This is a genomic window from Legionella maioricensis, assembly GCF_023618015.1.
Taxonomy (GTDB): Bacteria; Pseudomonadota; Gammaproteobacteria; order Legionellales; family Legionellaceae; genus Legionella; species Legionella maioricensis.
The window spans coordinates 1-20,937 of record NZ_JAJKBJ010000004.1 but is presented as its reverse complement, the minus strand read 5'-3'; the positions used below and the strand labels follow the sequence as shown (position 1 = coordinate 20,937).

The following is a 20,937-nucleotide window of genomic DNA, read 5'->3' as shown; positions in this document are numbered from 1 at the left end:
AAATTAACAAACCAAGATACATTTATTTTGTTAGTTTGGCAAATTTGAAAGCAATAACCAAAGAGAAAGAAAACTCTGTATTGATGATAGGTGGTAACAGGGGAATTATATTTCCCCTAAACCTTTTGAAATTGATTCGGTCATGGTTTTGGCATCTCCAAAAAGCATGTAGGTATTGTCATGATAGAATAGAGTGTTTTCAACTCCTGCATAGCCTGGTGCCATGCTTCGTTTAACAAATAAAACAGTTTTGGCTTTTTCAACTTCCAATACTGGCATACCGTAAATTGGTGAACCAGGATCTGTTTTTGCAGCGGGATTGGTAATGTCATTGGCACCAATAACAAAGGCCACGTCACAGGTTGCAAAATCTCGATTAATTTCACTTTGTTCAAAAACGCGGTCATAAGGGATATTGGCTTCCGCAAGCAACACATTCATATGTCCTGGCATCCGACCAGCCACAGGGTGAATAGCAAAACGAACTTTTATGGATCGAGCTTCCAGAGCATTGACTAACTCCTTGACCGCATGTTGCGCATGAGCTACGGCCATGCCGTAACCTGGGACTATGATTACATCTTTTGCATTGCTTAAAAGAAATGCGGCATCTTCTCCATTGGCTTGTCTTATCGTTCGTGACTCATCTCCCGCATTAGCTTGAGCAGTGCTTCCAGAAGAGCTGATCCCGCCAAAAATCACATTAAAGATGGAGCGGTTCATACCAACACACATAATATAACTTAGAATCGCCCCGCTAGAGCCTACTAAAGCACCAGTAATGACTAATAGATGATTACTTAAGGTAAAGCCTATACCTGCAGCAGCCCATCCGGAGTAGGAGTTAAGCATGGATATTACCACCGGCATATCCGCTCCACCTATAGGGATAATCAGTAAAACACCAATTAGAAAAGCGAGTCCTGCCAACAGACTAAAGAGTAATAAAGTTTGATTGGTTAAAAATAAAAGAAATAAAACTAATATGGACAACGCTATAATCAGATTTACTAAGTTCTGACCAGGGAATTTTACTGGTATTCCTGTCATAAGTCCTTGTAATTTTAAAAAGGCAATTACGGAGCCTGAAAAAGTAATGGCACCAATAATTAATCCCAAACTCATTTCAACCAGACTGGCTTTAGCTATATCTCCGGGATAACCGATGTGAAAGGAATCTGGAGACAAAAAGGCACAAAACGCTACCAGCACTGCTGCCATTCCCACCAAAGAATGGAAAGCGGCAACCAATTGAGGTATAGCGGTCATATTAATTTTTAGGGCAATAAAAGTTCCAATAATACCGCCAGCTATTATTAAGCTAATCAGAATAATGTGGTGATGCGTAGAGGGCATCATTAAGGTAGAGCCAACGGCTAGAGCCATCCCTAAAATTCCAAGAAGATTACCTCTTCTTGAAGTTGCCGGACTGGCTAAACCTTTAAGGGCTAGTATAAAACATATAGCGGCTAATAAATAAAATAGTGGAACAATTGAATTCATAACGGGGTCCATCCTTTAAAACATTTATTTTTTATACATGCGAAGCATGCGTTGCGTTACAACAAACCCACCAAAAATGTTAATAGAAGTAATGAATATTGCTAAACCTCCCAGCCAGGTGATAGTCCCCAGCAATTCATTACCAGCAGCAATAAGAGCACCCAAAACAATAATACTGGATATGGCATTGGTTACAGACATTAACGGTGTATGAAGAGCAGGTGTGACCTTCCATACCACGTAATATCCTACAAAACATGCCAATACAAAAATGGTTAGAATGGTGATATAGGGGTTGCCCAAGGTATTAATTTCATGCATTTTTTGACTCCTTTGCCGCTTGAAAAGGTAAATAATGACCTTCGTGACACAGAAGGGCCTGCTGAATGATTTCATCATCTGGATTAAATTTGATTTCAGGAGGCTGGGCAGCTAATAGATTAATCAGATGAACCAGATTATTGGCGTAGAGATCGCTTGCGGTAGCGGGAATCAGACCGGCTATATTACTTAGTCCTATTATGGTTATCTCGCCATGTTTAATGGTTTCGTCAAGAACGCTGAGATCGCAGTTTCCCCCTCGTGAAGTAGCTAAATCGACTATCACTGATCCGGGTTTCATCTGATTTACTGTGTTCTTGTGAAGTAATATGGGAGCTTTTCGACCCGGGATTAATGCTGTGGAAATCACTATATCCGCTAACTTGGCATATTGATCTATCAATTCAGCCTGTAGTTTTTTATATTCCTCACTGGTTTCCGCCGCGTAGCCTCCTTTAGTTTCACTGTCTTGTTCCTGACTGACCTCTATAAATTCAGCTCCTAAACTTTCTACTTGTTCTTTTGCCGCTCGTCTGACATCAAATGCATATACTACTGCTCCTAAACGTTTAGCGGTTGCAATTGCTTGCAAGCCTGCTACGCCTGCACCAAGCACTAATACTTTGGCTGGCTGAATCATACCCGCTGCAGTCATCATCATAGGTATTGCCCGATGAAATTTATTGACTGCTTCTAAAACCGACCTGTAACCTGCCAGATTAGCTTGAGAAGACAAGCTATCCATACTTTGGGCCCGGCTGATGCGGGGAATAAGATTCATGGAAAATAAATTAATTTGTTGTTCCTTGCACCATGCAATTAATGGGCTTTTAGCTTCATTATCTATATGACCTATTATTAAGGCATCTTTGGGCAAGCCTGCTAAATCTTGGGGGGCGGGTTCATTAATACAAAGCAGAATGTTGGTTTGTTTCAATAGTGTTTTTTTACCATTTATCACTTGAACACCAACTTCCTCGTATTCTTTATCAGCAAAACCTGAAGCAAGGCCTGAGTTTTTTTCTATGGCGACTTCAAAACCCAATTTAATATATTGTTTGGCTGAATTGGGGGTAATTGCTACACGAGTTTCATGGCCAGTTTCCTGGAGGGTTGCAATCATCATGGGGGAAATCCTTTTGCCTATTTATATAAGCTATCCTATTGTAATTTAGAATAATTTGCTACTCGTCCAAATATGATTTTTTGAAAATTATAGAGATGCTTGGAAAATAAAAAGGGCGTATAAGATACGCCCTGGTTGTCAATTCGATATAGACAGCAAGATTGAGTACAGTCCTAATTCTTTAAGTGGATTCCTCCGGAATGCTTTTGGCTTCTTAGTCCATGCTAAGCTTGCACACCACACTCTCAATCTGGCTTCCAAGTTTGGAATGTTGGCTGAACAATGTTTACCGCCTATGATTCTATGATAGGCTACCTGCTGTGCTAATTCCACTTATCTGGAGCACTATTTTGCAAAGATATCGTTAATTAGTTAAGCGCTCTTTCTAAAAAATGAGTTATTAAAAATACGGAGCGATGGTCTTCTTGCAGCGTAGGCACCTCTACCTGTTCTTAGAAAAATTTGGGTAAAATAGATTTTTCCTTGTTTATCCCTGGCAATACCAATTCCTGTCAGATTATAATTTCCTTCAATATTTCTTTTATGCCCCGGACTACGTACCCAGTTATTCACCACATCTTGAGCATTTTTGTAGTTGTATGCAACATTTTCAGCCCCTGCGTTAGAGTTTTTGATTTGTGCATGCAACCTATCGATACGACTATTAAAGTATTTATGACCAAAGGGCATGCGATGGTTTGCCATATCAAGAGAGTGGATTTTAGCTTCTTTAACTATTTTATCATCCATTTTAAGTGGAGATAGACCGTGTTTTTGTCTGTATTCGTTAATATGGACTAAAATAGCATTTTGAATTGCGGTATCACTATCTACTTGCTTTATCGATTTTCCAGCATGAGCAAGCTGAAGTAAACTTAATACCAGGGATGTTATTATAATTGTTGTTCTGAAGGATTTGAATTTCATTCTATAGCCTCTTTGTTATTAGAAAAAAATTGAGCTGAATGGTTACTAAAAAACAGTCATTTGTCTATAGTTTCCTGTATTAATAATTGCCAAAAAGGTAATATATATTTGATATTGAAAAAATTGACTCAAGAAATGCCGATATAAATCAAGGATAAAATCTTCAATTATTTCAAAAATTCATCTGCTTCGCTACGCTCGCAATGACGGTATTTTTTTTCCTTAGATGTCTAATGGACTGCTAACCCAGCATGTTATCGATAGGATATTTAATGTTGGATAACTGAGCTTTACAGCCCCGTTATCCTTTTGGAGAACTCGTCACTATGTTTTAGATGGCGTTTCTAAGTTGATTGAAAAAGTTACTTTGGGATCCATAACTTAATGACTTAATTTTTCTATTGCCTCGCTAAGTTCCTCTACTTCTCCAGAATAATGGTAATAAATTCTCTTGTGGGGGCAATCTATAATGCACAGTTGTTCTTTAGGTTGATCTCCAAATTGCTTAAAAATCCAGAATATCCCTTCAGAATGATCATTTTGAATTTCTTTTAATAAATCCAACATCTTATCTTCTTCTATTTCAGAATGGGTACAAACTAATCCAGAAGAGGCAAGAGTTACTTTATAGGCATAATGTTTTTCTTTCATAAAGATACTCCCTTAAATTCATGATACTGATAAGACTGAAACGGTGGTAAAACGTCGAAGATAAATATTTAACTTATCTAGCTGTTTAAATTATAGTCTTTTATGAGCAAGAAGAGAGGAAATAAAAAGACTATGCTATGACGCATAGCGACCTAAAAATATTTATAGAACGAGTTTTGTCACGGAGACTTGTTCAATTAGGTGAGTTTAAGTGGGGGGGACTTTAAAGATTAACAGAAAAACCCAATAATACACCGTGTAAAGCTGGAATATTGGTTACATGACCTGTTTTGTTATATGTATTTAATTTTAAATTAGGGTCATTACTAAACACGCCCTGATATAACAAATTCAGCGTAGCAAGAGCCGTAATTGGATAACCAAATCCAGCCTGAATTTCTCCAGCTAATTGAGATAAGTCTTTTATTGTTCTTTGTTTAACTCTCAAATTCCTATAAGCAACTCCTCCCTTGAGTTGTGCAAAGAAAGAACTTCCACACAAGGGGTCACTTTTAGCGGTAATCAATAAATCAAGCATCGGGCCAAGCGTGGTCTGAACTGGGATCCATTCTAAAACCGCTAATGTTTCATAAGGAATTTCCAGACGAATGCGACTTCCATTCTGAACTCCGAGCTCCAAGCCCAAAGCAATATCGCCACTAAGCATCATTTCATTGCCCAGTGCTAATCGGGCTAAAGCGGCTTCGCCGTCTTTAGAGTAGGCATGTTGATATTTGCCTTTTCCAACACTGGCAGTAATCGACCATGGCTGGTCTTGTGAGGTGGGTTCAGGATAATAACCGTCAGCGAATACGTTAATTGATAATAAAATTCCTATTATACTTAATTGTAATTTCATTCTCATCGGTCATATCCCTAATTTAGTCGGTTTATTCTGACAAGCGAATTTAATAATTCATTGTGTCTTGGCAGGGATTTTTAATTTGGCGGAGAGAGAGGGATTCGAACCCTCGATACGTTGCCGTATACACACTTTCCAGGCGTGCGCCTTCAGCCACTCGGCCACCTCTCCATCCGGCCAAGCTTATACTTCTGCGCAAATAAAAGCAAGATCATTACGCTAATTCAAGGAGTGTGATCATGCTATTGTGCCAAATTTCTATGTCTTTTTTTGAGAGTCAGATAAAACCAGTCGCCATTACGAACAATGTGAATCAATTAAGCTCATATTTTCAATGGAGCATCTTTATGCTTCGCCGCGGCTCGCAATGACGAAATGCTCCGTTAGTGCGCGGCAAAGACACCGAAGTGAGTAAGAAACAGATATAAGTGGGGTGTTGTAAGAGGGTAAATTTTAAGGCTAAAATATTTTTTATGGTAGTGCAAAAAAAGATCTGTAAGTATTGATTTGTTGCTTTTTTGGATATATGATGCGTTCTTTATTTTTAATAAAGAATTATTATGACTATAGGGCGTTCAATTCAAAAAGGTATTTCTGATTTTAGCTTTATTATTGGTAGAGGCTTAATGTATGGAGGCGGAGCTGGACTTGTAGTCATGGCCGTTGTAGGGACAGTTTCTGTTGATTTGGTGCTTCTTGCTGCTGCGGAACGACATCATAATCATTTTTTAACCGGTTTTGTATTGGGTTCTATGTTTTCCAGAGGTAACGTAGATCCAGTGCCGCTTCTTATTGCTTCTCCTATTACTTCTGTCATTGCAGTTGCTTTATCTTTTGCACTCGGTGTTCCTGGTGTGGGTGTTGGCATATTAATTGGTTGGGGGGTAGCTGCCTCCTTGTTAGCTATTGGTTATGGTCTTGAACAATTGTCGAAGGCAATTGATCCTGTACCTGAGGACGATGAAGAATTTAGCAGTTGTTTTTCTCCTTGTTTTTAATATCTAACAATCACATTGTATTTGATTCTTGTTTAATCAAGCGTTGAAAAGGAAATTCGACGCTTTTGGCTTGTATTTAATATGCATGGTGCCGTTAACAATGCGTGGATTTTAATTCCATTCATTTTCCTTATTCCTACTCAAAAAAGACTCCTCTGCAATTTGTTCTAGGATTGTATATACTAATAAGTATGCTGATTCATTTCAAAAATGTGGCTTGACTATGGTAATACGGGCATTGATTGTATCTTTGGGCCTTAGTTGCTCCGGCGCAGTTTGGTCTTTTCCTTGTTATTACACTTTAGTTAAAGACAGTTGCTGGACTAAATATAACGTCTCTGTTGATGTGATTGATCCAGCGACAACAAAAAAATTATTAACCGCTACCGTTCCCGCTGGAAAGTCCTGGATTAGAGACACTTTTGATTGCCATCCTGCCCAAAGCCTGGTTTATATTGCACAATTTAGCCCCGTTTTTTGGAAAAGTGACGAGGGGAAAAAATATCAAGGATTGAGGAATTGGTTTCTTCCTGGAGAAATTAATCCTGGTGATACTGCTTGGACTATCACCATATGTTATCCTAAAGATTTCGCCCAAGTGCCATTTCCACCAGAAGCTGATGGGAATTGTAAATGTGATTTATCCGCGATTCCTCCCGTAGAACCTAAATAACAAATGGCGTTACATTCTATCTTTGTGTATGATTTCTTGCATGATTTGTGATGGAGCAAACGAGTGATTACCTTAAGAAATAAAATTGGGCAAATGTTGGTTATCGGCTTTCAGGGCTGCGAAATCAACGACCATAGCCCGATAGCGCAATGGTTGTCTGATGATGGGGTAGGTGGTGTTTTATTATTTGATAAAGATCTGGATACGGATTTGTATGGCAAGAACTTGAAGAGTCAGGTTCAAATCAAACAATTGATCCACCAACTGAATCATTATTCTGTAAACGATGACGGCTTGCCGTTACTGATTGCTATTGACTACGAAGGTGGGGCTGTAGATAGACTGAGCAAAATAGAGGGATGCATGTCTACTTTGACGGCAGTGGAATTAGCTCATTTATCTGACTCCGCTTTAGAAGAAGAATTTAGCCAAATGGCATCCACTTTACAATCTTTGGGGTTTAATTTGAATTTTGCTCCTGTTGTTGATTTGGATTTGAATAACCAACAGGGAATTATTGGTAAATTAAAACGAAGTTTTTCAGCGGATCCTGCTCAGATTGTTCGTGTTGCTCGTCAATTTGTTGATGTGTTTAGCCGTTATGGTATTGCATGTGCTTACAAACATTTCCCGGGGCATGGAAGTGCTGTTGGTGATACCCACGAAGGTTTTGTAGAGGTCACTGACACGTTTAAGCCAGAGGAGTTAATCCCTTATCAGCGCCTACTTCAAGATGTTTATAAACCCACTATGGTAATGACTGCTCATGTCATCAATAAACATTTGGACAGTAAAGGATTACCTGCTACTTTGTCCCATGAAATTTTAACGGGAATATTGCGTAAAGATATGGGGTATGATGGGGTGATAATTAGTGATGATTTACAAATGCAGGCCATTTCAAATCATTATTCCCTCGAAGAGTCTCTTTGTCTTACTATTAATGCCGGAGCTGATATGGTGATATTTGCCAATCAGTTAGGCCGCATTACTGCTCCTGAAGTGATTGATTGTGTTGAGCAATTAGTTCTTCAGAAGAAAATAGATCAACAGCGTATAGACGATGCATACAGACGCATCATGCGTTTAAAGCAGCAAATTAATTGTATTGAATTAGCCTGATATGGAATTAAGCCAGCAGATTAAAGATGATCCCGGTATTAATCTGCTGGTAATGTGAAAATACAAAGAGAGGGCTACCAGACTTTACATTGTTCTTGTTAATCTACAGCTCGGTTTATAATTAGGGGCATATCCATATACTTTTCATGCTCTCTTAAAGAGTGATTATATAGAGGATAATGTGATACATTCTCATGAAGCTTCGATATTTGTTTCTGAAGTTCTTGACGCACATTCAAAATGTGATAGAATATATCCGATATGTTTAATTTTTGTCCATAGGTGATGGTTTTTATGTCAATACAATCGCTACATTTTACCCGCCATTTCGTTAACTTCTCCACAACATCACGTTGTTGTTGCTGCTAAATACATCCTTTTTTATATTTTCTCGTATTTTATTTATTCATTTTAAGGACTTAAGCATGTGTGCAGCGCATCAACAAAAGAAGAATTTTATTTTTAGTACCCCTATGATTTATACCTTAATGATAGGTTTAGGCATTGCCAGTGGGATGTCGGACATTGCTTTTTTAAAAGCTATAGGATTACTGGTTTCAGATTTATTTATAAAGATATTTAAATGTATTAGTTTGCCCATTATTTCTTTATCTATAATCGTCACGCTGGCAAATTATAAAACTGATGGGTTAATGAAAAGTATTTGGCAGCGCACTATTAAGTATACTTTTGCTACTACCATTGTTGCTGCAACCATTAGTTGTTTACTGTATCTGTTGATTCACCCCAGTACGGTTCAAGTAAATTTAGATGCCAATGCTTCGAAGTCAATGAGTAATTTAGGTTATTTAGGGTACTTGACTAATATTATACCGACTAATTTATTATCGCCTTTTCTCGATCAGCAAGTGATGGGTGTGTTATTGCTGAGTATTGTTATTGGTTTTGCTGTACGCCAAATTCCTGAAGAAGACTCACGAGAGACTATTACACGCTTTTTCCGCGGGGCACATGGAATGTTTTTAGTGATGACTCGTTGGATAATCACTTTAATTCCTTTGGGCTTATTTGGATTTATTACCTCAACAGTAGTTCAATTGCGCTCTGGCATGGATATTAAGGGCATAGGCCAATATTTATTAATCATTGTCTTGGCCAATTTGATTCAGGGTTTTGTCATATTGCCTCTTTGGTTAAAAATAAATGGAGTTAAGCCTTTTAAGACTATGCGGGCAATGATACCGGCATTATCTGTAGCATTTTTTTCTAAATCTTCAGTAGGTACTCTGCCTGTGACTATGAACACAGTAGAGAATAATTTGCAGGTAAAACCGCAAATCAGTCGTTTTGTCTTACCTTTATGCACCAGTATTAATATGAATGGCTGTGCTGCTTTTATTTTCGCAACAGTTATTTACCTGATGCAAAATCATGGTATGCCAGTGTCTTTTGCAACTATGGGTTTATGGGTTTTTGTTGCAACTATAGCGGCTATAGGTAATGCCGGTGTTCCAATGGGCTGTTTTTTCCTTAGTGTCAGCTTGTTATCCAGTATGAATGTACCGATTACTCTGATGGGTGTTATTTTACCTTTTTATGGCTTAATTGATATGTTAGAAACCGCTTTAAATGTGTGGTCTGACGCATGTGTTACTAAAATTGTAAATGATAAAGCCGTCGCTGGAGAAGAAGTGAAACTAAAATCCAAAAAGACTTCTTTATTAGAAGCTGAATTAGGGTAATAGCCCCTTTGTAAGTTCCACGTCATCTCGCGTCAGCAAGAGATCTCCTAGCAAGAGCACTGTGCTTGCTTTGGAGACCCCTCACTTTGTTCGGGATGACGCGCACTTTCTCGAGTAGGTTACAGTCGCGTTTTCACACTATCCCATACTTTACAACCCAGCCGGCTTTTCTCTTTCGCATTGTTTCTTAGCCAAGTAATATTTTTTCGCAAATTGAAAAATAAATAGCTTCTAAAGAATGTAAATCTTTTAATGAAACACATTCATTAACTTGGTGAATGCTGGCATTAACAGGACCTAGCTCCACTACCTCTACACCATAAGGAGCGATAAAACGGCCATCCGATGTTCCCCCATTCGTAGATAATTCGGTCTCTCTTCCGGTTTGTTCCACAATAGCTTGTTTGCAACTGTCAAGGAGTAACCCTTTATCGGTTAGGAAAGGTTCTCCATTTAATCGCCACTCTATAGTCGGATTAAGGTGATGATGGTTAAAGAGATTTAATATTCTTTCCTTTAACGAGTTTTCTGTTTGCTCCGTTGAATATCTTAGGTTCAAATGTAAAACCAACTCGCCAGGGATAATATTTCCGGCATATCCTCCGGAGTGGAGATAGGTTATTTGCATGGAAGTAGGGGGAAAGTAAGTGTTGCCCTTATCCCATTCTATTGCAGTTAAATCTGCTAAAAAGGGGCTTATTTTATGGATGGGATTATCTGCCAAATGAGGATAAGCCACATGCCCCTGTTTTCCGTGTAAATTGATTTTAGCGCTCAGAGAGCCACGTCTGCCGATTTTAATTACATCACCGACCTCATTGGTACTTGAGGGTTCACCCACAATGCAATAATCAATGGCGGTGCCTTGGCGATGGAGTTGGTCCATGACATGAGGAGTCCCAAAATCAAAATCGTCGCCTTCTTCGCCGCTGGTTATAAGAAAGCCTAATCGCCCCGAAAATGATGGGTAAGTTTTTATAAACCGTTCTGCCATAAGTAACATACAGGCGAGGCTTCCCTTCATATCCGCGACTCCACGCCCATAAAGCATTCCTTCTTTCTCCTCTAATACAAAAGGATCAGTATGCCATTTCGTAATTTCTCCTATGGGCACCACATCAGTATGGCCGGCAAAGACTAATAAAGGACCAACATCTCCATAACAGGCAAAGAAATTTGATACAGGTCCCTGATTCATTTGTTGACAGGAAAAACCTAATCGCTTAAGAAACTGGATCATGAAATCCTGACATCCGACATCTTGAGGAGTAACAGAAGGGTAACTAACGAGTTGTCCCAGGATTTTTTTTAAATCCGTCATATTAGTTGCCCCTGAGCAATTCATTAATGCTCACTTTAGCACGAGTTTTTTCATCTACTTGCTTTACTATTACCGCGCAATAGAGACTATGACTGCCATCCTCACTAGGTAAACTTCCTGCTACAACTACTGAGCCCGCGGGAATTCGACCATAAGTTATTGTTCCTGTAAGTCGATTATATATTTTGGTGCTTTGACCCAAAAATACGCCCATTGATAATACAGAATTTCGTTCAACGATCACTCCCTCCACCACTTCTGAGCGTGCGCCAATAAAGCAATTGTCTTCAATAATCGTAGGATTTGCCTGCAGGGGTTCCAAAACGCCGCCGATTCCGGCACCACCTGAAAGATGAACGTTTTTACCTATCTGGGCACATGACCCTACCGTTGCCCAAGTGTCAACCATTACCCCTTCATCAATATAGGCGCCCACGTTGACGTAAGAGGGCATTAATACGGTATTTTTGGCTATATAAGCTCCACGCCGTACCATTGCATGGGGAACAACCCGCACTCCTGATTGCTGAAATTGTTCATCGGTATAACCATTGTATTTAAGAGGGACTTTGTCATAAAACTGACAAAATCCGGAGTCTACTACTTGATTAGGGAATAGCTTAAAAGATAAAAGTACTGCTTTTTTAATCCATTGATGAACTACCCATTCTTCATTTATTTTTTCCGCTACGCGATATTGCCCATTGTCAAGGCAAGATAGAACTTCATCAATGGCTGCTATTAATTCAGGTTTGGCGGTATGCATCGACAGGCTTTGACGATGCTCAAAGGCTTCTTCAATGATGGTTTGCAGTGAATTCATATATATTCCTATTTATTATTTCAATGAAGCAATCAAATTATCTTTTATTGCCCATTGCTGATTTAACCAGTTTTTGAAATCAGTTTGAGTTTGCTCATCATTGAGTAATTTTGATGAAGTAAATTTTTGTGGAATAGGGAGGAGTCTGATATTGATTTTTACTGTTTTGACTCGTTGACAAAGAAAATCCCATAGAGAGTGATCTGGATCCGGATAAATAATCGTGACATCGAGTAAACTGCTGATTTGATGACCCATAGAACTAATAATGAAACTAATTCCACCCGCTTTAGGTTTTAGTAAATGGTTGTAAGGGGATTTTTGTTGTTCTTTTTTAGCTGAAGTAAATCGTGTTCCTTCAATAAAATTCATAATCGAGGCGGGAGTTCTCTTAAACGTTTCTATGGCTTTACGCGTGGAAATTAAATCCTTACCTTGCTTGTGCGGTTTTTTTGCCAAGTATTCTTTGCTGTAACGTTTCATAAAGGGACAACCCATAGCCCACCAGGAAAAACCGAGTAATGGTACCCATTTTAGCTGATCTTTGATAAAGAATTTTAAAACTGGAATTTTGCGATTAAATAAGCGATGCAAAATAACTATATCAAGCCAGCTTTGATGATTGGCAACAACCAAATACCAGTCGTTACGTTTTAAATTATCTAAACCGGTGACATCCCAATGTATTTTTTGCACTTTATCAATATATAAATTGTTGATATCACACCAAACCATTGAGATTGCATCGACGCAGCGAGTACAAAAGGTCTGCCATCGTTTATTGGGAAATAATTTAAGTAAACCAATAAATAAAATGGGAATAAAACAAAGTGTGGTTGTTATAACGAGAATCAAGGAAGCAAGAAGTGCGTACACGTGCCCCCCTGTTTTTTTAGTTTTTTGCATCAAGGGTAACTCCAAATATAATCAATCAAGCTAAGGCATGCTCCAAATCAGCACGTAAATCGTCTATATGTTCTATTCCAACAGAAAGTCGTATAAAACCGTCTTCTATTCCCAATTCCTTGCGCTTTTCAGCAGGAACAGAAGCATGCGTCATAATAGCTGGATGTTCAATCAGACTTTCCACGCCGCCAAGACTTTCGGCCAGGGTGAATAATTCACATCGGGATAAAAATCGTTTAGCACCCTCAAGGCCTCCATCTACTACTATAGAAATCATTCCACCAAAATCACGCATCTGTTCTTTAGCTAATTCGTGCTGAGGATGACTCTTTAATCCTGGATAAATTACTTTTTTGACTTTGGGGTGAGTGCTCAGCCAGCCAGCTAAGTGATTTGCATTTTCGCAATGTCGTTGCATGCGTAGAGACAGTGTTTTTAAACTGCGCAGTACCAGAAAGCTATCAAAAGGTCCGGCAATACCCCCACATGAATTTTGGAGAAAAGCCATTTTTTCTGCCAGGCCTGGGTTATCTCCCACTACGACTACACCACTGACTACATCTGAATGACCATTGAGATACTTTGTAGCTGAATGAAGAACGACATCAAATCCCAGCTCTATTGGTCGTTGAATCCAGGGGGTTGCAAAGGTATTATCCGCGACAGTAATCAGCTTATGTTTTTTGGCAATCGCCGCGATTGCACGTAAATTCGCCAGTTTTAGCATTGGGTTTGATGGCGTTTCTAACCAGATTAACCGTGTTTTCGGAGTAATCGCTGCTTCAATATGATGCGGTTCTGACATATCAATAAAAGAAAATGATAAATTGGAGGTACGTGTTTTTACTTTATCAAATAATCGGAATGTGCCTCCATAGAGATCGTCCATAGCAATGACATGATCCCCTGCATCCAGCAAATCAATTACAGTGTTAATAGCCGCCATGCCTGAGGCGAAGGCAAAACCGCGTTGCCCTGATTCTAAACTGGCGACACAGGCTTCATAGGCAAATCGAGTTGGATTTTGAGTACGTGAGTATTCATAGCCAAGATGCTCTCCTGGCGCCATTTGCTTGTAAGTAGATGTAGCATAAATAGGAGTCATAACAGCTCCAGTACTGGAGCAAGGCTCTTGACCAGCATGAATTGCACGAGTATCAAAATGACTGATTTTCATTTCTATTCCTTTTTAATAGTTCACATTCAGCCGCCAAAAAAGACTCATTTCTTCATTAAACCTCTTTCCAAAGTCTACTGTGGTGGGAAATTGCTTCGTCAATACGGTGCTCGAATCCTTGCGTATACACTCCCCATTTCTCCTCGCACTTCCCGCATTACAACGAGTTTGGAAAGAAGTTCATTGACCACGTTGAAAAAAGTTTAATCCAGTCTTTTATTTGACTTGGTATTATACATTTGGTCTATTATGTTCTAAAGTTAAATAAAGCATAATCGATATGTTAAGACATTCTAGTGAGGGATGCATGCGTAGGCAAGAAATCAATTATGAAAAAGTTGCTTCTGCCGCAGAAATAATCAAAAGAAGAGGCAAGGACCCATCCATAACTGATATAAGTACAGAATTAGGTATAGTTGGAATGCATCCAGAGCTATCTATTTTGCTTGAGCAATGGTATCACAACCAACCCGAATTTAAACGCTCCTCAAACTTACCTTTGACCGATAACATTTCTATTAAAGCGGATGAACTCACTAAAAATAAAACGGATGAAATAGTTAAAAAAAATGTTGATCTTGAGAAGTCCTTATCTCTACTTCGTGCGACTTTAGAGTCTACTGCTGATGGTATTATGATGGTCAATGCTCAAGGGGCAGTAGTTGACTGGAATCAGAAATTTGTCGAAATGTGGCGCATCCCTTCTTACATGATGGAATCTGGAAAAGAAAGCATTAGTTTTGACTATATATTGGAACAATTAACCGATCCCCAATCTTTAATTTCAGACGTTCAATATCTTTATCAAAATCCTGAATGGCAAGGAGAGTTACCTGAGCTGATTTTTAAGGATGGTCGAATATATGAGCGATTTACGCAACCACAGCGGGTAGGTAATCAAATAGTAGGCCGTGTGTATAGTTTTCGTGATGTGACCCAAAAAAGAATGGCGCTGGATGAATTACGTATTCGTGAGCGGGCTATTGAAGCAAGCACTCACGGTATAGCAATTATTGATATCTCAAACAACGAAAATAAGGTGATTTATATTAATAAAGCCTTTGAGCGAACTACAGGGTATCCCGAAAGCCAGGCTTTAGGACAAAGTTTACATACCTTGCAAGGTATAGATGTTGATGAAGTAAACAATAAAAGAATACAGCTTGCAATAAGAGAGTTGCGTGAAGAAACAGTTGAAATGGAAAGTATCAGGCGAAATGGAGAAGTATTTTGGTGCGAAATCAGTGTTGCTCCGGTTAAAGATCTTTTAGGACATGTGAAACATTATGTCTGCATTTTAAATGATATAACGCAACGCCGAGATATGGAAAACCAATTATTAATGCAGGCTACTTATGATTCACTGACTAATTTGCCCAATCGAGTTTTGCTGATGGACCGGGTAGAGCAGGGCATTTTGCAAGCGAAAAAGAAAAATTCAATATTAGCTTTCTTATTTTTGGATTTGGATCGCTTTAAAATGACCAATGATACACTAGGACATAATATGGGGGATAAATTATTACAATTTGTCGCCAACCGGCTTTTAATTTCAACGGATGATTTTGATACTGTTGCTCGACTTGGCGGAGATGAGTTTGTTATTTTACTCTCTAATCTTGAAGATATGAAGCAGGCTGAGACTATGGCGCAAGAGCTACTGCACGCGATAGCAAGGCCTATACAAATTGACCAACATAATTTAAAAATTACAGCCAGTCTTGGAATTAGTTATTATCCTCGTGATGGGCAGGATTATGAATCTTTAATGAAAAGTGCTGATTTATCAATGTATCATGCAAAAGATAATGGAAGAAATACCTACAGAGTTTTTGAGCCTGAAATGAATAGGAGGGTAATCAATCACATGCAGTTGGATAATGCCTTAAGGGATGCATTGAAAAATAATGAATTATTTTTGGTATATCAACCACTGATTGATTTGAAACAATCCAAAGTAGTGGGTTTTGAGGCTTTAATGCGTTGGAACAGCAAGATTTTAGGCATGGTAAGTCCTGCAGATTTTATACCTATGGCTGAGGAAAATGGTTTAATTCTTGAAATGGGAGAATGGGTATTACGGGAAGCATGTATCCAGATGAAAAAATGGCAAAAACAAGGAATTAAAGATTTAACTGTTGCTGTAAATATCTCTGGTCGTCAATTCCGCCAAACGAATTTGCCTGAGTTAGTGTCAGGAATATTGAAAAGCATTGGGCTGCCAGCAAAGTACCTTGAACTTGAATTAACCGAAAGTTTGTTAATTGAGGACATTGAGCATGTGGTTGATACAATGTATTCATTAAAAGATATGGGTATTAAATTAGTAATAGATGATTTTGGAACAGGTTATTCAAGTCTATCTTATTTAAAACAATTTCCCGTTGATAAATTAAAAATTGATCGTTCTTTTATTAGTGAAATGGCTACTAATCAAAATGATGCCGCTATCGCTAAAGCAATCATCAATCTAGGGCATAGTTTGAATATAGAAGTATTAGCTGAAGGAATAGAAAATGAGTTTCAGAGAGACTTTGTAATTTCGCACGGTTGTGATTATGCTCAAGGCTACTATTATAAAGCCCCTGATACTGCTGATAAAATTTTCGAGTTTTTAAAAAGCCTTCCAGAGGCAAAAATTAAAAATTCTTAATCTTATTTTCTACTAATTATTTAGGCTCACCTCTTTGAAAATTAGTGTCTTTTTTAAATCGGTATAATTCTTGCAGTAATTCAATTGATTGATGTATTAGCTACTTGTTAGCAATGGTACTTTATTGTCTGTCACATAAGTGTATTGATGATAAAAAAACAGTCATGAACGGAGCTCATATTGCGCTGTGCTGTTGGCGGCTGTCTTTTTTATTGAGTGAGGTTCTCTGCGATTAGCGAGTATGTATTTGCATACGGGAGAGATAATTTGATAATAGTTCATTAAAAGAAATTTATTTTTGCAGGGAAGTAAAAATGGGGAACGGAGGAATAATGAAAAAGATTACCCTAATTGGCGGTGGTTTGGCCGGCACTCTTTGCTCTTTATATTTAGCAAGACGTGGCTATTTGGTCGATTTATTTGAGTCCAGAGCAGACATACGCAAGAGTCCAACTGATTACGGTCGTTCCATTAATCTTGCTCTTTCATGCAGGGGAATAACCGGTTTGAAAGCCATGGATCTGATGGATGAAGTAAATAAAATTATGGTGCCTATGCGTGCCCGAGCAATCCATGAATCTAATGGAGATGTTCATTATCAGCCCTTTGGTCGTCATGAAAACGAATACATCAATGCTATTTCTCGAACGGATCTTAATGCTTTATTACTTAATAAAGCAGAGCAATCGCGAAATATTCATTTGCATTTTGATATGAAATTACAGCATGTAGATATTTATAAGAAGAAATTACAATTTCAAACCAAGAATGGACCGCATGTTGAGCATGTCTATGAGCGGTTAATAGGCGCTGATGGTGCTCCATCTTCTCTACGAGATGCTTTAAAAAATGAAGGAATAGTAGAGTTCAGTCGTGATTTTTTATCGCATGGATATAAAGAGTTATCCATTAGTAAGACTCATACTGCAGGTATGGCCAGAGAGCATCTTCACCTTTGGCCACGCGATTCGTTTATGTTGCTTGGTAATCCTAACCCGGATGATTCAATTACGGGTTCTCTATTTTTAGCTCATGAGGGTAAGGATAGTTTTGCTTTCTTGGACAATGAAGAGCGACTGGTTACTTTTTTTCAAAAGGAATTTCCTGATGCTTATTCCGCTATGCCTAATCTGATCAGTGAGTTTTTTGAAAACCCAACGGGAAATATGAGTACTATCACATGTTCACCCTGGTACTATCGGGATGAATGTTTATTAATTGGTGATGCTGCACATGGGGTGATTCCTTTCTTTGGTCAAGGGATGAATAGTGCTTTTGAGGATTGTCGAATTCTGGATGAATTATTAGAGCAATATAAAGATGACTGGTCTATAGTCATGCCTGTTTTTTATGAACAAAGAAAAATAAATACTGACGCCGTGGCGCAAATGTCTATGGATAATTATTATGAAATTCACTCGGACATCCGAAATCCAAAATTTATTCTCCGAAAGCAAGTGGAACGAGAGCTAATGCATCGCTATCCAAATCAATATGTGTCAAAGCATGTATTAGTGATGTTTACCAATACTCCTTATGCTCAAGCTATGGCGCAAGGAGAGGTGCAATCGACTCTATTAGATCAGATTTGTTATTCTATAAATGATATCAAGGAGGTAAATTGGCAAGAGATTGATAGATTAATGAGTGATTATGACAAAAAATTGGCAAATATTGGTTGGCAAAAAAATAGGTCATTAATTTAAAAGGAAATTGTTGGTCAAAATTTTGTCACATTGCTTGGGTTCAGGGACATTTTTTTGTCGCTTCCTGAGATTTTATCGTGGGAAAAATAAAAAAACAGCTAAACTTTGATTGATTTTACACTTAAAGTGGGAAAAAAGTTGGCATGGCTGCTGCAAAGATAAAATTGTCAATAAATTTTCCCGGAGTCAATTATGAAAACCATCCAAGCATATATAGATTCAAAACAAAATGAATTTATGAATCACCCGTTCTTTAGCATTTTAGAAGGATTAAATAGCCTTGAAGAAATCAGTTATTTTGTTCCCGAATTAACTTTTTGGGCTATGACCTTTCAGGATATTCTCCGCATTAACGAAGAAAGAGTTAAAGATCCTTATTTAAAGAAAGTGGCACGTCACCACAGACTAGAAGATGCAGGTCATGACAAATGGTTCCTGAGCGATAAAAAATACATGAGCCAGTTCAGTAATGATCAATCTTGTGCGCGAGATGATGTTGCCTGGCTATATTGCAAAGATTCACAACTTATTCGTGATGCTGCCTATGCCATTATGGCAGAGATGTATCAACTGGATGAGGAAATTTTAAATGTAGCTTTACTTTTGACTATAGAATCTTCAGGACACGTATTTTTTGAAAAAGTGGTCAAGCAAGTCAAGAAAACCGGCGAAGATAAAAATCTTCAATATTTCTCCAGTTCTCATTTGGAAGTCGAACTAGCCCATGCTTTATTTGAAGAAGAGATGGAGAGAAATATATTTGCAAGAAGATTGCCAATCAATACTCGTCGTGAAGGTTTAAAAATGGTAGATCGTTGCTATGCAGCATTTAACAAGATGTTAGATGGATTAGTTCTTGCATGTAATAAACGATTAGAACAAGCGAAAGAAAGGAATCAAGATGTTACACCAAAAGTGGAATACAGAGATAATCAAGCAGCATAAAAAAGAAACGGGGCAAACGTTGCTCAAGGATGAGCAAACGCTTGCTTGCTTTAGTCAAGATTTTGGTAAATTAATTAAAGCCTATCCCTCCGCGGTCTGCATCCCTGAGAATACAAGTTCCTTACAATCCTTAATTCGATTTGCTCATCAATATAAATTACCAGTGACCATTAGAGGCAACGGATTAAGTCAATGTGGACAATCCCTGCCGGTTCCCGGGGGACTAACTCTTTCCATGCGAGAGTTTGTAAAACCGTTGGATATGGAAGGAGATACTATTTGGGTAGAGGCCAATACAAGCTGGGCCGATTTACTTGCCATATCTTTACAATACCATAAAGCGCCTTTTGTCTTGCCTTATAACTGTAATTTATCGGTTGGAGGCGTATTATCTGCTGGAGGCGTTGGTTCTTCTTCTTTTAAATATGGAGCTATTAATGGCCATATTTCCGCATTAGAAGTCATTGATGGTTTAGGCGTTAAGCAGATTGTTAATAAAAACTCATCGTTATTTCACGCTTGTTTATCAGGACAGGGGCGATTTGCTGTAATAACTAAAGCCTGTGTTCAATTAAGAGCGGTGAAACCTCTGGTTAAAACTTTTTGTCTGGTTTATACATCTCAAGAACAATGGTTTGAAGATATTTATAAAATAAAAGATAAAGTAGATTACATGGAGTTGTTTTGCTCCCCATCAATTCAGGGGGCAAAATTAAAGGACGGAAAGAGAGTCCCTATGGCTCAATGGCTTTATGGGCTGCATCTTTCAATTGAATATGGAAAAAAAGCTCCCGAATTAAACGATATTATTGCCCATTTAAAACCATGGCAGGTCATTAATACCCAAGAAGAAACCATTTTATCTTATTTTCTAAGGCATAATTCTCGTTTTGATGTAATGAAAATGTTAGGGCAATGGGATTTATTACATCCATGGTATGAATGTTTTATTACGACAAGAGTGTTAAAAGAAAACCTTGCAGAACTGTTACAACAACTACCTATTCATTACGCCAGCCTGGTTCATGTAGTTCCTATGGCAAAACAAAAATCAGGTTTTTTAATGCTGCCTGAAGAGGAGCCTGTTTGTTCTTTCATGATTTTAAATCCTGGAGTACCTGATGTTCTCAAAGACAGCTGTCTACAGGCTATTCAACATCTGGATGCATGTTTTCTCCATCAAGGAGGTAAACGTTATTTATCAGGATTTTTAGGTCAGGATTTATCCTCCAATTATTGGAGTAAGCATTTTGGCGAGCAATATACTTCATGGGTTGATTTAAAAAAACAATATGATCCCGAGGGGGTTTTTACGTCCATGTTACATACGCCTCATGAATTATCCTGAACTTGCGCGTCATAATGGTTTTTCTCATTGTACGTCCTCTTTAATCCACACGACATCTCGAACTCGCACGTCATCTCGAACGAAGTGAGAGATCTCCTGGCAGTGGCACTGTGCCTGCATTTGGAGAACCCTCACATCGCACGTCATCTCGAACGAAGTGAGAGATCTCCTG

Annotated in this window: 18 protein-coding genes and 1 tRNA gene; 8 read left to right on the top strand and 11 right to left on the bottom strand. The window is 38.4% G+C overall.

All coding sequences use genetic code 11. The annotated features are described in order from the left end of the window. Window positions 1–105: 105 nt before the first annotated feature. The 7 genes from LOX96_RS04935 to LOX96_RS04905 all read right to left on the bottom strand — a co-directional run bounded on the left by LOX96_RS04935 (window position 106) and on the right by LOX96_RS04905 (window position 5,561). The gene (locus tag LOX96_RS04935) at window positions 106–1,503 is read right to left on the bottom strand and encodes an NAD(P)(+) transhydrogenase (Re/Si-specific) subunit beta (protein ID WP_250423509.1); all 1,398 of its coding nucleotides are present in this window, start codon (window positions 1,501–1,503) and stop codon (window positions 106–108) included. Between the two features lie 24 nt (window positions 1,504–1,527). Further along, window positions 1,528–1,824, bottom strand: a complete 297-nt coding sequence (locus tag LOX96_RS04930) for a proton-translocating transhydrogenase family protein (protein WP_250423507.1) — start codon at window positions 1,822–1,824, stop codon at window positions 1,528–1,530. Then, the gene (locus tag LOX96_RS04925) at window positions 1,817–2,950 is read right to left on the bottom strand and encodes a Re/Si-specific NAD(P)(+) transhydrogenase subunit alpha (RefSeq protein WP_250423505.1); all 1,134 of its coding nucleotides are present in this window, start codon (window positions 2,948–2,950) and stop codon (window positions 1,817–1,819) included. The genes LOX96_RS04930 and LOX96_RS04925 overlap by 8 nt, the downstream gene beginning before the upstream one ends. Window positions 2,951–3,322: 372 nt before the next feature. Further along, the gene (locus LOX96_RS04920; RefSeq protein ID WP_250423502.1) at window positions 3,323–3,877 is read right to left on the bottom strand and encodes a CAP domain-containing protein; all 555 of its coding nucleotides are present in this window, start codon (window positions 3,875–3,877) and stop codon (window positions 3,323–3,325) included. A 381-nt stretch (window positions 3,878–4,258) separates the two neighbouring features. Further along, window positions 4,259–4,528, bottom strand: a complete 270-nt coding sequence (locus LOX96_RS04915; RefSeq protein ID WP_250423500.1) for a hypothetical protein — start codon at window positions 4,526–4,528, stop codon at window positions 4,259–4,261. A gap of 223 nt (window positions 4,529–4,751) precedes the next feature. Then, window positions 4,752–5,393 carry a hypothetical protein gene (locus LOX96_RS04910; RefSeq protein WP_250423498.1) on the bottom strand — a complete coding sequence of 214 codons (642 nt, stop codon included), beginning with the start codon at window positions 5,391–5,393 and terminating at the stop codon, window positions 4,752–4,754. Between the two features lie 80 nt (window positions 5,394–5,473). Continuing rightward, a tRNA-Ser gene (locus LOX96_RS04905) sits at window positions 5,474–5,561 on the bottom strand. Window positions 5,562–5,950: 389 nt separating this feature from the next. Here LOX96_RS04905 and LOX96_RS04900 point away from each other — a divergent pair. From LOX96_RS04900 to LOX96_RS04885, 4 genes are all read left to right on the top strand, one after another. Continuing rightward, window positions 5,951–6,388 (top strand): hypothetical protein, encoded by a 438-nt coding sequence (locus LOX96_RS04900; RefSeq protein WP_250423497.1) that lies wholly within the window; start codon window positions 5,951–5,953, stop codon window positions 6,386–6,388. 223 nt (window positions 6,389–6,611) lie between these two features. Further along, window positions 6,612–7,061 (top strand): hypothetical protein, encoded by a 450-nt coding sequence (locus LOX96_RS04895; protein WP_250423496.1) that lies wholly within the window; start codon window positions 6,612–6,614, stop codon window positions 7,059–7,061. Window positions 7,062–7,124: 63 nt separating this feature from the next. Further along, window positions 7,125–8,183, top strand: coding sequence for a glycoside hydrolase family 3 protein (locus LOX96_RS04890; RefSeq protein WP_250423495.1), 1,059 nt, complete (start codon window positions 7,125–7,127; stop codon window positions 8,181–8,183). Between the two features lie 425 nt (window positions 8,184–8,608). Next, the gene (locus LOX96_RS04885; protein ID WP_250423493.1) at window positions 8,609–9,886 is read left to right on the top strand and encodes a dicarboxylate/amino acid:cation symporter; all 1,278 of its coding nucleotides are present in this window, start codon (window positions 8,609–8,611) and stop codon (window positions 9,884–9,886) included. A 187-nt stretch (window positions 9,887–10,073) separates the two neighbouring features. Here LOX96_RS04885 and dapE read toward each other — a convergent pair whose 3' ends face one another. The 4 genes from dapE to LOX96_RS04865 are packed head-to-tail and all read right to left on the bottom strand — an operon-like array spanning window position 10,074 to window position 14,113. After that, window positions 10,074–11,207 (bottom strand): succinyl-diaminopimelate desuccinylase, encoded by a 1,134-nt coding sequence (gene dapE, locus LOX96_RS04880; RefSeq protein WP_250423491.1) that lies wholly within the window; start codon window positions 11,205–11,207, stop codon window positions 10,074–10,076. Between the two features lies 1 nt (window position 11,208). Next, window positions 11,209–12,030, bottom strand: coding sequence for a 2,3,4,5-tetrahydropyridine-2,6-dicarboxylate N-succinyltransferase (gene dapD / locus LOX96_RS04875; RefSeq protein ID WP_250423489.1), 822 nt, complete (start codon window positions 12,028–12,030; stop codon window positions 11,209–11,211). Between the two features lie 15 nt (window positions 12,031–12,045). Continuing rightward, a complete protein-coding gene (gene yihG / locus LOX96_RS04870; protein WP_250423488.1) occupies window positions 12,046–12,936 on the bottom strand; it encodes a 1-acylglycerol-3-phosphate O-acyltransferase, YihG family in 891 nt (296 codons plus the stop codon). Between the two features lie 25 nt (window positions 12,937–12,961). Next, window positions 12,962–14,113 carry a trans-sulfuration enzyme family protein gene (locus tag LOX96_RS04865; RefSeq protein WP_250423486.1) on the bottom strand — a complete coding sequence of 384 codons (1,152 nt, stop codon included), beginning with the start codon at window positions 14,111–14,113 and terminating at the stop codon, window positions 12,962–12,964. A gap of 307 nt (window positions 14,114–14,420) precedes the next feature. Between LOX96_RS04865 and LOX96_RS04860 the strand changes: the two genes are divergently transcribed. The 4 genes from LOX96_RS04860 (at window position 14,421) to LOX96_RS04845 (ending at window position 20,765) form a co-directional block, all read left to right on the top strand. Continuing rightward, entirely contained in the window at window positions 14,421–16,766 is a 2,346-nt protein-coding gene (locus tag LOX96_RS04860) for an EAL domain-containing protein (RefSeq protein WP_250423485.1), read from the top strand. Window positions 16,767–17,098: 332 nt separating this feature from the next. Then, entirely contained in the window at window positions 17,099–18,472 is a 1,374-nt protein-coding gene (locus LOX96_RS04855; protein ID WP_250423480.1) for an FAD-dependent oxidoreductase, read from the top strand. 192 nt (window positions 18,473–18,664) lie between these two features. Continuing rightward, on the top strand, window positions 18,665–19,417 hold the full coding sequence (locus tag LOX96_RS04850; protein WP_250423477.1) for a hypothetical protein: 753 nt from the start codon (window positions 18,665–18,667) through the stop codon (window positions 19,415–19,417). Then, window positions 19,374–20,765 (top strand): FAD-binding oxidoreductase, encoded by a 1,392-nt coding sequence (locus tag LOX96_RS04845; RefSeq protein ID WP_250423475.1) that lies wholly within the window; start codon window positions 19,374–19,376, stop codon window positions 20,763–20,765. The genes LOX96_RS04850 and LOX96_RS04845 overlap by 44 nt, the downstream gene beginning before the upstream one ends. Window positions 20,766–20,937: the final 172 nt, after the last annotated feature.

What these genes read in the sequence shown, in the direction of transcription:
- LOX96_RS04935 (WP_250423509.1), bottom strand. Translation starts at nt 1,503, where the DNA reads ATGAATTCAATTGTTCCACTATTTTATTTATTAGCCGCTATATGTTTT.
- LOX96_RS04930 (WP_250423507.1), bottom strand. Translation starts at nt 1,824, where the DNA reads ATGCATGAAATTAATACCTTGGGCAACCCCTATATCACCATTCTAACC.
- LOX96_RS04925 (WP_250423505.1), bottom strand. Translation starts at nt 2,950, where the DNA reads ATGATGATTGCAACCCTCCAGGAAACTGGCCATGAAACTCGTGTAGCA.
- LOX96_RS04920 (WP_250423502.1), bottom strand. Translation starts at nt 3,877, where the DNA reads ATGAAATTCAAATCCTTCAGAACAACAATTATAATAACATCCCTGGTA.
- LOX96_RS04915 (WP_250423500.1), bottom strand. Translation starts at nt 4,528, where the DNA reads ATGAAAGAAAAACATTATGCCTATAAAGTAACTCTTGCCTCTTCTGGA.
- LOX96_RS04910 (WP_250423498.1), bottom strand. Translation starts at nt 5,393, where the DNA reads ATGAGAATGAAATTACAATTAAGTATAATAGGAATTTTATTATCAATT.
- LOX96_RS04900 (WP_250423497.1), top strand. Translation starts at nt 5,951, where the DNA reads ATGACTATAGGGCGTTCAATTCAAAAAGGTATTTCTGATTTTAGCTTT.
- LOX96_RS04895 (WP_250423496.1), top strand. Translation starts at nt 6,612, where the DNA reads ATGGTAATACGGGCATTGATTGTATCTTTGGGCCTTAGTTGCTCCGGC.
- LOX96_RS04885 (WP_250423493.1), top strand. Translation starts at nt 8,609, where the DNA reads ATGTGTGCAGCGCATCAACAAAAGAAGAATTTTATTTTTAGTACCCCT.
- dapE (WP_250423491.1), bottom strand. Translation starts at nt 11,207, where the DNA reads ATGACGGATTTAAAAAAAATCCTGGGACAACTCGTTAGTTACCCTTCT.
- dapD (WP_250423489.1), bottom strand. Translation starts at nt 12,030, where the DNA reads ATGAATTCACTGCAAACCATCATTGAAGAAGCCTTTGAGCATCGTCAA.
- yihG (WP_250423488.1), bottom strand. Translation starts at nt 12,936, where the DNA reads ATGCAAAAAACTAAAAAAACAGGGGGGCACGTGTACGCACTTCTTGCT.
- LOX96_RS04865 (WP_250423486.1), bottom strand. Translation starts at nt 14,113, where the DNA reads ATGAAAATCAGTCATTTTGATACTCGTGCAATTCATGCTGGTCAAGAG.
- LOX96_RS04860 (WP_250423485.1), top strand. Translation starts at nt 14,421, where the DNA reads ATGCGTAGGCAAGAAATCAATTATGAAAAAGTTGCTTCTGCCGCAGAA.
- LOX96_RS04855 (WP_250423480.1), top strand. Translation starts at nt 17,099, where the DNA reads ATGAAAAAGATTACCCTAATTGGCGGTGGTTTGGCCGGCACTCTTTGC.
- LOX96_RS04850 (WP_250423477.1), top strand. Translation starts at nt 18,665, where the DNA reads ATGAAAACCATCCAAGCATATATAGATTCAAAACAAAATGAATTTATG.
- LOX96_RS04845 (WP_250423475.1), top strand. Translation starts at nt 19,374, where the DNA reads ATGTTACACCAAAAGTGGAATACAGAGATAATCAAGCAGCATAAAAAA.